The sequence below is a fragment of the Janthinobacterium fluminis genome (assembly GCF_028595325.1).
Classification (GTDB): Bacteria; Pseudomonadota; Gammaproteobacteria; order Burkholderiales; family Burkholderiaceae_D; genus Janthinobacterium; species Janthinobacterium fluminis.
The window spans coordinates 203,287-215,322 of the sequence record NZ_JAQQXR010000002.1; the positions used below are offsets into that span (position 1 = coordinate 203,287).

Below are 12,036 nucleotides of genomic sequence, written 5' to 3' on the forward strand. Positions count from 1 at the left end.
CTTTTCCCGCTTTTATCAGGTACAATTGGCGTCGTTGGATGAAACGGCGTCTCTCGTTCGCACGGACTTTTGCCTGAAAATGGCGGGTCGGAGCCGCCTCACTTTGAAATCAACGGCCAGCCAGCGCTTCGTTTGAAGCGGCGCCGTCGATGCCAGGGCACATTACTCTCCATCTGTAACACTCCCGCTCAGCGCGCATCGGCCAGGGCGTCGGAAAACAGCCTCAACGAGAAATGCAGCAAGGCGGCATCCCCTGATGCCGGTCCCCTGTTCCGCTGAGATGATTTGTTTTGATTTCTTTCTTTGCATACGGTTTGCAATACACATCCGCACAGAATTGCTATGAATACAATTGAGGCGAAAAAAGTCCTCGAAACCGCTTTGCTGTGTGCGCGCGAAGCCTTGTCGATCCACAGCCTGAAAAAGCTGTTTGTCGATGCCGACGACAATGGCCGCGTGCGCGGCGTCGGCGTCGGCGCCGACACGATCAAGCAATTGCTGGAGGAGTTGCGCGCCGATTGGGCCGGCAAGGGCATCGAGGTGGTCAGTCTGGCCTCGGGCTGGCGCTTTCAAAGCCGCCCGGAAATGAAGATGTATCTGGACCGCCTGACGCCGGAGCGGCCGCCGAAGTATTCGCGGGCGACGCTGGAGACGCTGGCCATCATCGCCTACCGCCAGCCGGTGACGCGCGGCGATATCGAGGAGATTCGCGGCGTTGCCGTGAATTCGCAGACGATCAAGATGTTGGAAGACCGCGGCTGGGTCGACGCGATCGGCTACCGCGATGTGGTGGGGCGGCCGGCCTTGCTGGCCACCACCAAGCAGTTTTTGGACGACCTGGGTTTGAATTCGCTGTCCCAGTTGCCGCCTTTGCAGCAAATCAGCGAAATGGGTGGCGGCGGGCTGGAAATGGAAGCCCTGGAAGCCGCCCTGCAAGAAAATTTTGATAAGGCGACGCAAGACGCTGCAATACAGCTTGGTGCAGGTAGCAATACGACTGTGACGGATGTGACAGCAAGCCCTGATGCCGGCCCCGATGCTTCTGCTGTTGAGGAAGCCTACACTCACGACCCTGCGCCAGAATTAACGGTTGACGCTGCGCCAGGTCAGCACAACCAAGAAACGAATAATGACTAATCCGAACACTCCAGATACTCCCGGCGCCGTGATGGGCGCCCCCGACGGCCTTGCTGAGGTCGTCGCCAAGCCGAAGCGGCGCACCAAGGCGCAGATCGAGGCCGATGCCGCCGCGGCGCTGGCCGGCGACGCGCCGGCCAAGCCGAAACGCCGCGCCAAGGCCAAGGCTGAGGCCGATGTTGATGCCGCGCCCGCCGCCGAAGGCGCCGTCGTTGCCGACGCCGCGCCGCCGAAAAAGCCGCGCGCCAAGCCGGCCGCCAAGGCCGAACCGGCTGTGCCGGACGCGGTCGTGGCCGCGCCGTCCGCCGCCCCCGCAGTGAGCGCCGACTCCGCCGCCGCGCCCGACGCCGCGCCGCAGCAGGAGCGCGGCCGCCGCGGTCCGCGGCAGATGCGCGCCCAGCAGGCCGACCGCGCGCCGCGCATCAATTTGCCGCGCAACGCCCAGCTGGCCGACGCGCCGGCCGTGGAAACCGTCGACGCCGAAGGTAATGTCGTCGCCGCCGCGCCGCGCCAGGAGCGCGCGCCGCGCAACGACGTGCGCGGCGCCGGCAAGAATGCCGGCAAGAGCCGCGGCAAGGGCCGCCAGTCCGGCCCGGCCGGCGCCGGCAAGGCGAACGAAGCCGACGCCCTGTTCTCTTTCGTGACCTCGGACGCCTTCGATAGCGACGAGCCGGCCAAGGGCCGCCAGCAGAAGCCGGCCGTGCGCCGCGACCTGACCTCGGACGACGACGCGCCGAAGCTGCACAAGGTGCTGGCCGAGGCCGGCCTCGGTTCGCGCCGCGACATGGAAGACTTGATCGTGTCGGGCCGCGTGTCCGTTAACGGCGAGCCGGCCCACATCGGCCAGCGCATCCTGCCGACCGACCACGTGCGCATCAATGGCAAGCTGATACAGCGCCGCGTCAGCAAGAAGCCGCCGCGCGTGCTGGTCTACCACAAGCCGGCCGGCGAAATCGTCAGCCATGACGATCCGGACGGCCGTCCATCCGTGTTCGACCGCCTGCCGACTATGAAGGCCGGCAAGTGGCTGGCCGTTGGCCGCCTCGACTTCAATACCGAAGGTTTGCTGTTGTTTACGACTTCCGGTGATCTGGCGAACCGCCTGATGCACCCGCGCTACGGCATCGACCGCGAATACGCGGTGCGCACGCTGGGCGAGCTGGAAGAGGGCATGCGCCAGAAACTGCTGGCCGGCGTCGAGCTGGAAGACGGCCTGGCGAACTTCTCGAAGATCGCCGACGGCGGCGGCGAGGGGATCAACAAGTGGTATCGCGTCATCATCAGCGAAGGCCGCAACCGCGAGGTGCGCCGCATGTTCGAGGCCATCGGCCTGACCGTGTCGCGGCTGATCCGTACCCGCTACGGCGCGATGATGCTGCCGAGCGGCTTGAAACGCGGCCGTTGGGAAGAGATGGAAGAAAACACCGTGCGCGACCTGCTGGCCGCCTATGGCATCGAGAAGAAGATGCCGGCCTCGGGCGACCCGCGCGCGGCTGCCGCCGCCAAGGGACGCCAGGCGCGCGAGTCCGATGAGCCGAACGGCAATCGCCTCGACGTCAGCAACCGCAACGCCGATCCGTATCCATCGACCGGGCGCGGCGCCGGCCGCGGCCAGCCGCAGGGCCAGTTCGCCGGCCAGGGCCGTCCGCAGGGCCAGGGCCGTCCAGGCGGCCAAGGCCGTCCGGGTGGTTCCGGCCGTCCCGGCGCCGACAGCCGCGGTCCGGGCCGCGGCCAGGCCGCCGGCCCGTTCGCCGGCCAGCCGCGTTCGTCGGCGGCCGCGTTCGACGGCCAGGGCCGCGCCCAGGGTCAGGGCCGTCCGCAGGGTCAGGGCCAGGGCCGCGCGCCGGCCCGCCAGCCGGACCCGCTGCAAACCGCTTTCGGTTTTGCCAACACGGGGCCGCGCCGCAACGGCGGCGGCGCCGGCCAGGGCCGTCCCGCCCAGCCGCGCGGCGGCATGGACCACGGCATGCCGCGCCGCTCGCGCAAGCCCTAAGCCGCAGCGGCGGCGCGTTCGCGCGCCGCCGTGTTGGCGTCTTCATAAGTGTTGTATGAATGCCCTCGGGGCTGCGCGGCATTGCGGCGCAGTCAAGAAGAGGTTATAATCTGCAGCCTAATAAAAGTTCTCCGCAGGGTGGTTCGGTGGGGAGTGCTTTCATCTGGTTGGGAAATACAAGAAGATGGGCAGATGCCCATTTTTTTTTTGTTGAACCGTTTGTGGCGGGTTGTTCCTGCGCCGCAACGGCTTGGATCTGGAGAATGACTTGCAGCGGTTGGGATTAATAGAAACGACGGTTACTGGACTGGGCTACGAGCTGGTTGATGTCGAACGAGCCGAGCGCGGCCTGCTGCGCGTGTTTATCGATTTTACCGCCGCCGATGCGGCCGAAAAAGGCCCGATCACGGTCGAGGACTGCGCCACGGTCAGCCATCAGTTGTCGCATGTGCTGACGGTGGAAAACGTGCCCTACGAGCGCCTTGAAATTTCTTCCCCCGGCTTGGACCGCCCCGTGCGCAAGCTGGAAGATTTCACGCGTTTCGCCGGCCACGAGGCGATCGTCAAGCTGAAGGTCGCCATGCCGGGTACGAACAACCGGAAGTCGTTCCAGGGCATCTTGCAAGAGCCCGTGGGCGATACTTTGTCGTTAGAATTCGAAGGTAAGGATGGTCCGGCGATGTTGGAGTTTACGCTCGCCGATATGGATAAGGCACGCTTGGTGCCGCAGGTGGATTTTAGGAGTCGCAAAGCATGAGCCGCGAAGTTTTATTATTGGTTGACGCGCTGGCGCGCGAAAAAAACGTCGACAAGGATGTCGTTTTCGGTGCGCTGGAATTCGCGCTGGCGCAAGCCACGAAAAAACGCTACGAGGGCGAGGTCGACATTCGCGTCTCGATCGATCGCGACTCGGGTGAGTTTGAATCTTTCCGTCGCTGGCACGTCGTGCCCGACGAGGCCGGCCTGCAACTGCCGGACCAGGAAATCCTGCATTTCGAAGCCAAGGAACAAATTTCCGACATCGAGATCGACGACCACATCGAAGAACCGATCGAGTCCGTCGAATTCGGCCGCCGCTTCGCCCAGGACACCAAACAGGTGGTCCTGCAGCGCGTCCGCGACGCCGAGCGCGAACAGATCCTGGTCGACTTCCTGGAGCGCGGCGACGCCCTCGTGACCGGCACCATCAAGCGCATGGAGCGCGGCGACGCCATCGTCGAATCGGGCAAGATCGAAGCGCGCCTGCCGCGCGACCAGATGATCCCGAAAGAGAATCTGCGCATCGGCGACCGCGTCCGCGCCTTCATCCTGCGCATCGACCGCAATATGCGCGGCCCGCAAGTGATCCTGTCGCGCACCGCGCCGGACTTCATCATGAAGCTGTTCGAGCTGGAAGTGCCGGAAATCGAGCAGGGCATGCTGGAAATTAAATCGGCCGCCCGCGACGCCGGCGTGCGCGCCAAGATCGCCGTCTACACGGCCGACAAGCGCATCGACCCGATCGGCACCTGCGTCGGCATGCGCGGTTCCCGCGTCCAGGCCGTCACCGGCGAGCTGGGCGGCGAACGCGTCGACATCGTGCTGTGGTCGGAAGATCCTGCCCAGTTCGTCATCGGCGCGCTGGCCCCGGCCAATGTGTCGTCGATCATGGTCGACGAGGAAAAACACGCGATGGACGTGGTGGTCGACGAAGAAAACCTGGCCATCGCCATCGGCCGCTCCGGCCAGAACGTGCGCCTGGCGGCCGAGCTGACCGGCTGGAAGATCAACATCATGACGGCCGAGGAATCGGCCGACAAGTCGGCCCAGGAAACGGCTGCCGTGCGCATCCTGTTCATGGAAAAGCTCGATGTTGACCAGGAAGTGGCTGACATTCTGGTGGAAGAAGGTTTCGCCAGTCTGGAAGAGATCGCCTACGTGCCAATTTCCGAAATGCTGGAAATCGAATCGTTTGACGAAGATACCGTCAATGAATTGCGGACCCGGGCGCGCGATGCGCTGGTCACCGAGGCGATTGCCTCGGAAGAGGGTCTGGAAGGCATGGACGAGGCGTTGGTTGGTCTGGAAAGCATGGACCGCGTCACCGCCGGCAAGCTGGGTCTGGCTGGTATCAAGACTGTTGAAGCATTTGCAGCACTGGCATACGACGAGTTCGGCGCAATCCTGGCCTTGTCTGCGGACCGTGCGCGTGAACTGATTACAAGTGAATTTAAAGATGTGACCGACGATGAGATGAAGTTGGTTGACTCGAAATACGACGACCGCGCCAAGGCCCTCCAGGCCAAGGCATGGAGTCTTGCCGAATCCGCAAAGGCTTAATTTGAGTATCTTTATCATCTCCGCGACACATAGAAAAGAGGACTGAATGGCGAGTAACAACGTAGCCCAATTTGCCACCGAACTGAAGATGCCTGCAGATTTGCTGCTGACGCAGCTGCGTTCTGCCGGCGTCGAGAAAAGTTCGACGTCAGATCCATTGTCGAAAGATGATAAGGACAAGCTTTTGGATCACCTGCGCCGCACGCACGGCGCAGTGGCAGATACTGAGAAAAAGAAAATCACGCTGACGCGCAAGGAAACCACCGAGATCAAGCAGGCCGATGCCACTGGCAAGTCGCGCACGATCCAGGTCGCCGTCAAGAAAGTGCGCACCTTCGTGCAGCGCGACGACGTCGCGCCGGCGCCGGTTGCCGAGGCGCCAGCCCCGGCCGCTCCGGTGATCGACGCGGCCGAAGTGGCGCGCCGCGAGGAAGAGGCGCGCCGCCAGGCCGAACTGATCGCCCGCCAGGAAGCTGAGCTGCGCGAGAAACAGGAACGCCTGGCCAAGCTCGACGCGGAGAAGGAAGCGCAAGCGAAAGCGACGCAAGCGGCCGAACTGAGCGCCAAGCGCGAAGCGGAAGCGGAAGCGAAGAAAGCCGCCGCCAAGGCAGCCACGGCCGTTGCCGCCGTCGCCGCCGGCGCGCCGGTCGTCGCCGACGACGCCGCCGCCGAAGAGAAGAAACGCGCGGCCGCCGAGGAGGCGAAGAAAAAAGCCGCCGTCGCGGCCAAGGAAGCGGCCGACAAGGCCGAAGCCACCGACCGCGCCCGCAAGGCCGTGGCCGACGAAGTCGCGCAGATCAAGGCCATGATGAACGCGCCGCGGCGCGCCATCAAGGCGCCGGAACCGGTGCCCGTGGTCGCCGCCGTCAAGCCGAAGGCGCCGGAAGGCACGCTGCACAAGCCGGCCGACAAGAAGCCGGGCGACAAGCCGGGCGACAAGAAGCCTGTGGTGGCGGACAAGAAGTCGATCAAATCGGCGAACGTGTCCTCGACCTGGTCGGACGATGCGAAAAAACGCGGCGCCTCCGGCGCGGCCAAGCCGCGCGGCAACGCGCCGGCGGGCCGCGACAGCTGGCGCGGCGGTGCCAAGGGCCGTCGCCCCGCGCACCATGACGACCGCGAAACGAATTTCCAGGCGCCTACCGAGGCCGTCGTCAAAGACGTCCACGTGCCGGAGACGATCACCGTCGCCGAACTGGCGCACAAGATGTCCGTCAAGGCATCCGAAGTCATCAAGCATTTGATGAAACTGGGCCAGATGTGCACGATCAACCAGGTGCTGGACCAGGAAACCGCCATGATTCTGGTGGAAGAAATGGGCCACAAGGCGTTCGCCGCCGAGCTCGACGACCCTGAAGCGCTGCTGGCCGACCTCGGCGAGCACGCCCACTTCGAGGCCAAGCCGCGCGCCCCTGTCGTGACCGTCATGGGTCACGTCGACCACGGCAAGACCTCGCTGCTCGATTACATCCGCCGCGCCAAAGTGGCGTCCGGCGAAGCGGGCGGGATTACCCAGCACATCGGCGCTTACCACGTCGAAACGCCGCGCGGCACCATCACCTTCCTCGACACCCCGGGTCACGAAGCCTTTACGGCCATGCGTGCCCGCGGCGCCCGGGCCACCGACATCGTCATTCTGGTGGTTGCCGCCGACGATGGCGTGATGCCGCAAACGAAGGAAGCGATCGCCCACGCGAAAGCGGCCGGCGTGCCGCTGGTGGTCGCCATCAACAAGATCGACAAACCGGGCTCGAACCTGGACCGCGTCAAGCAGGAACTGGTTGCCGAACAAGTCGTGCCGGAAGAATACGGCGGCGAATCGCCGTTCGTGCCCGTGTCGGCGAAAACCGGTGCCGGCATCGACGACCTGCTCGAGCAAGTGCTGCTGCAGGCCGAGGTGCTGGAACTGACGGCCGCCATCGACGCGCCGGCCCGCGGCCTGGTGGTCGAGGCCCGTCTGGACAAGGGCCGCGGCCCCGTCGCGACGATCCTGGTGCAGTCCGGCACGCTCAAGCGCGGCGACGTCGTGCTGGCCGGCTCTTCCTATGGCCGCGTGCGCGCCATGCTGGACGAAAACGGCAAGGCCATCACCGAAGCGGGTCCATCGATTCCTGTGGAAATCCAGGGCTTGACGGAAGTGCCGGTGGCCGGCGAGGAAGTGGTCGTCATGGCCGACGAGCGCAAAGCGCGCGAAATCGGTCTGTTCCGCCAAGGTAAGTTCCGCGACGTCAAACTGGCTAAGCAGCAAGCGTCGAAACTGGAAAACATGTTCGACCAGATGTCCGAAGGCGAAGTCAAAAACCTGCCGCTCATCATCAAGACCGATGTGCAGGGTTCGCAAGAGGCGCTGGTGCAGTCGCTGCAAAAACTGTCGACCTCGGAAGTGCGGGTTCAGGTGGTGCACGCCGGCGTCGGCGGCATCACGGAAACCGACGTCAACCTGGCGATCGCCTCGAAAGGCGTTATCATCGGCTTCAACGCCCGTGCCGACGCGCAGGCGCGCAAGCTGGCCGAGTCGAACGGCGTCGATATCCGCTACTACAACATCATTTACGATGCGATCGACGAGATCAAATCGGCCTTGTCGGGCATGTTGTCGCCAGAGAAGCGCGAAAGCGTCATCGGCCAGGTCGAGATTCGCCAGGTCATCCTGGTGTCGAAAGTGGGCGCGATTGCCGGCTGTCTGGTCACCGACGGCGTCGTCAAGCGCGGCTCCTCGGTACGTTTGTTGCGCAACAACATCGTCACCTGGACCGGCGAAATCGACTCGCTGAAGCGCTTCAAGGACGACGCGAAAGAAGTGCGTTCCGGCTTCGAGTGCGGTCTGTCGCTCAAAGGCTACAACGACATCGAAGTCGGCGACGTACTGGAAGTGTTCGAAGTCCAGGAAATCGCGCGTACACTGTAATAGCAACACGGCTGCGGGCCTATGGTGGTCCGCAGCAACACGTAGGGCGCACGAGCGTCGCGGCATGCCGCGATCGCGAATGCGCCCTGCGGCACTTTAGGAAACCGTCATTATCATGGCCAAACATAGCAAAACCATGCCAGCCCGCGGCTTGCGCGTGGCCGACCAGATCCAGCGCGACCTGGCCGAAATCCTCGCCTACGACCTGAAAGACCCGCGCGTCGGCATGGTCACCGTCACCGAGGTGCAGATCACCCCCGACTACGCCCACGCCAAAGTCTTCTTCACGATGCTCAAAGACAGCAAGGAAGCCGTCAAGAACACCGTCGAGGGCCTGGGCGCCGCCTCCGGCTACATCCGCGGCCAGCTGGGCAAGCGCCTGCACATCCACACCCTGCCGCAACTGCACTTCGTCTACGACTCCTCGACCTCGCGCGGCATGGAAATGTCGCTGCTGATCGACAAGGCCAACGCCGTGCGCGCCGCCGACGCCGAGCCGGACGCGCCCAAGGACGCGGACGCGGAATAAGCGGCCGGCACGATGAAACCAAGCTCACCGAAAAAGATCCGCGACCTCGTCGACGGCGTGCTGCTGCTCGACAAGCCGGTCGGTTTTTCCAGCAACGACGCGCTGATCAAGGCCAAGCGCGTGCTCAACGCCAAGAAAGCCGGCCACACCGGCACGCTCGACCCCTTCGCCACCGGCTTGCTGCCGCTGTGCTTCGGCGAAGCGACCAAATTCTCGCAAGACTTGCTGGAAGCGGACAAGACCTACGAAACCGTCGTGCACCTGGGGCAAAACACCGACACGGGCGACACCGAAGGCGCAGTCATCCAGGAGCGCCCCGTGGCCGTCACGCGCGAGCAGATCGAAGCCGTGCTGGAACGCTACCGCGGCCCCATCCTGCAAACGCCGCCGATGTACTCGGCGCTCAAGCGCGACGGCAAGCCGCTGTACGAATACGCGCGCGCCGGCATCACGCTGGAGCGCGAGGCGCGCCCCGTGACCATCCACAAGCTCGAACTGCTGGCCTATGAAGCGCCGTACCTGACGCTGTCGGTCACCTGCAGCAAAGGCACCTACATCCGCGTGCTGGGCGAAGACATCGGCAACGCGCTGGGCTGCGGCGCCCACCTGAAGGCGCTGCGGCGCACCCAGGTCGGCGCGTTGACGCTGGACCAGGTCGTCACGCTGGACGCGCTGCTCGGCCACGCCGCGCCGCTGAGCCTGCTGGCGCCCGTCGACGCGCTGCTATCCTCGTTCCCGGCCGTCAGCCTGACGGCCGAGCTGGCGAAACGCTTCCTGCAAGGGCAGCGCCTGGCGCTGGGCAAAGAAGAGGCCGTGGCCGTGCCGGCCGAACTGGGCCGCGTGCGCGTCTACGCGGACGGCCGCCTGCTCGGCACCGGCACCATGCAAGAATACGCCATCCTCGCGCCCGAGCGCCTGATCGCCACCGCCCAGCAATAATTGCTTCACCCCCTGGGGTCAGGTCTAGACATGACGGTTTTCTCCGGAAAAACCGCCATGTCTAGACCTGACCCCAGCTTCGAGGGGGCTGGAAATTGACGGGGATCAAATCGGGAATTGCCTTAAATACAGCAATTTGGCGGCGCGGCGCCCGGCCGCGGCACGGGCGGTTTCGCCACAATCGCAGCAAGTCGTTGAAATTGCGGGAAGTTTTAGGATGGTTGCAGGACAATATGCTATACTACGCGGTTCCGGAATCAGGCAAGCTTTCAGATATCTCGTACATCTCCGTACACACCCCGCAGTTTTTCTGTAAATACTACGACCATGTCAAATACAAAACGCGCAATACGTAACATCGCCATCATCGCTCACGTTGACCACGGCAAAACCACTCTCGTCGACAAGCTGCTGCGTCAATCCGGTACTTTCCGCGAGAACCAGCAGGTTGAAAACCGGGTCATGGACTCGAACGACCTCGAAAAGGAACGCGGCATTACGATTTTGTCGAAAAACTGCGCGGTTGAGTACGAAGGCACCCACATCAATATCGTCGACACCCCAGGCCACGCCGACTTCGGCGGCGAAGTGGAGCGCGTGCTGTCGATGGTGGATTCGGTGTTGCTGCTGGTCGATGCACAGGAAGGCCCGATGCCGCAAACCCGTTTCGTCACGCGCAAGGCGCTGGCGCTGGGTCTGAAGCCTATCGTCGTCATCAACAAGATCGACCGTCCGGGCGCGCGTCCGGACTGGGCCATCAACGCCACTTTCGAACTGTTCGACAAACTGGGCGCCACCGACGAGCAGCTGGACTTCCCGGTGGTCTACGCTTCGGCACTGAACGGCTACGCCAGCCTGAACGCGGACGACCGCGAAGGCACGATGAAGCCGCTGTTCGAAGCGATCCTGAAGCACGTGCCTGCCCGTGACGACGACCAGGACGGCCCGCTGCAATTCCAGATCACCTCGCTGGACTATTCTTCCTACGTCGGCAAGATCGGCATCGGCCGCATCACCCGCGGCCGCGTCAAGGCGCTGCAAGACGTGATCGTGCTGAACGGTCCCGATTCGACCCCGATCAAGGCGCGCGTCAACCAGGTGCTGAACTTCAAGGGCCTGGAGCGCGTGATCGTCGACGAAGCGGTCGCCGGCGACATCATCCTGATCAACGGTATCGAAGACATCGGCATCGGTTCCACCGTGTGCGCACCGGACACCCCGGACGCGCTGCCGATGCTGACCGTCGATGAGCCGACGCTGACGATGAACTTCATGGTCAACAACTCGCCGCTGGCCGGCCGCGAAGGCAAGTTCGTCACCAGCCGCCAGTTGCGCGACCGTCTGGACCGCGAATTGAAGGCCAACGTTGCTCTGCGCGTGGCGCCGACCGACGACGACACGATTTTCGAAGTGTCCGGCCGCGGCGAGCTGCACCTGACGATTTTGATCGAAAACATGCGCCGCGAAGGTTTCGAGCTGGCCGTGTCGCGTCCGCGCGTGGTCTACAAGATGGTCGATGGCGTGCGCCAGGAGCCGTTCGAGCTGCTGACCGTTGACGTCGAAGAAGCCAACCAGGGCGGCGTGATGGAAGAACTGGGCCGTCGCCGCGGCGATCTGCAAAACATGGAATCCGATTCCAAGGGCCGTGTGCGCCTGGAATACCGCATCCCTGCGCGCGGCCTGATCGGCTTCCAGTCCGAGTTCATGACGCTGACGCGCGGCACCGGTCTGATGAGCCACATTTTCGATGCCTACGCTCCGGTCGACAACACCAAGGGCGAACTGGGCGGCCGCCGCAACGGCGTGCTGATTTCGCAGGACGACGGCGCCGCCGTTGCCTACGCCATCTGGAAACTGCAAGACCGCGGCCGTATGTTCGTGGTCCACAACGACCCAGTGTACGAAGGCATGATCATCGGTATCCACTCGCGCGACAACGACCTGGTCGTGAACCCGATCAAGGGCAAGCAGCTGACCAACGTGCGTTCCTCGGGCACCGACGAAGCGGTGCGCCTGGTGCCGCCTATCGTCATGTCGCTGGAATACGCGGTTGAATTCATCGACGACGACGAACTGGTCGAAATCACGCCGAAGAGCATCCGTCTGCGCAAGCGCTTCCTGAAAGAGCACGAGCGCAAGCGTAGCTCGCGCGAAGCGTAAGCGTTTTCGGTATCGTCCCGGGGCTGGCCCCGGGAATGTAGCCCGCTGTTC

Annotated in this window: 8 protein-coding genes; all 8 read left to right on the forward strand. The window is 63.8% G+C overall.

The genetic code is table 11. From position 1 onward, the window contains the following. Positions 1–342: 342 nt before the first annotated feature. Positions 343–1,137, forward strand: coding sequence for an SMC-Scp complex subunit ScpB (gene scpB, locus OIK44_RS06700; protein WP_273669957.1), 795 nt, complete (start codon positions 343–345; stop codon positions 1,135–1,137). Then, a complete protein-coding gene (gene rluB, locus OIK44_RS06705; protein WP_273669958.1) occupies positions 1,130–3,130 on the forward strand; it encodes a 23S rRNA pseudouridine(2605) synthase RluB in 2,001 nt (666 codons plus the stop codon). The genes scpB and rluB overlap by 8 nt, the downstream gene beginning before the upstream one ends. A 268-nt stretch (positions 3,131–3,398) precedes the next feature. After that, positions 3,399–3,887, forward strand: a complete 489-nt coding sequence (rimP, locus tag OIK44_RS06710) for a ribosome maturation factor RimP (RefSeq protein ID WP_273670352.1) — start codon at positions 3,399–3,401, stop codon at positions 3,885–3,887. Then, complete coding sequence (nusA, locus tag OIK44_RS06715) at positions 3,884–5,449, forward strand: transcription termination factor NusA (protein ID WP_273669959.1); 1,566 nt, start codon at positions 3,884–3,886, stop codon at positions 5,447–5,449. Before rimP ends, nusA begins: the two co-directional genes overlap by 4 nt. Positions 5,450–5,495: 46 nt before the next feature. After that, on the forward strand, positions 5,496–8,357 hold the full coding sequence (gene infB, locus OIK44_RS06720) for a translation initiation factor IF-2 (RefSeq protein ID WP_273669960.1): 2,862 nt from the start codon (positions 5,496–5,498) through the stop codon (positions 8,355–8,357). Between the two features lie 115 nt (positions 8,358–8,472). Beyond that, entirely contained in the window at positions 8,473–8,886 is a 414-nt protein-coding gene (rbfA, locus tag OIK44_RS06725) for a 30S ribosome-binding factor RbfA (protein ID WP_273669961.1), read from the forward strand. 12 nt (positions 8,887–8,898) lie between these two features. Continuing rightward, positions 8,899–9,825 (forward strand): tRNA pseudouridine(55) synthase TruB, encoded by a 927-nt coding sequence (gene truB, locus OIK44_RS06730; protein WP_273669962.1) that lies wholly within the window; start codon positions 8,899–8,901, stop codon positions 9,823–9,825. Positions 9,826–10,152: 327 nt separating this feature from the next. Beyond that, positions 10,153–11,985 (forward strand): translational GTPase TypA, encoded by a 1,833-nt coding sequence (gene typA, locus OIK44_RS06735; protein WP_273669963.1) that lies wholly within the window; start codon positions 10,153–10,155, stop codon positions 11,983–11,985. The last annotated feature ends 51 nt before the right edge of the window (positions 11,986–12,036 follow it).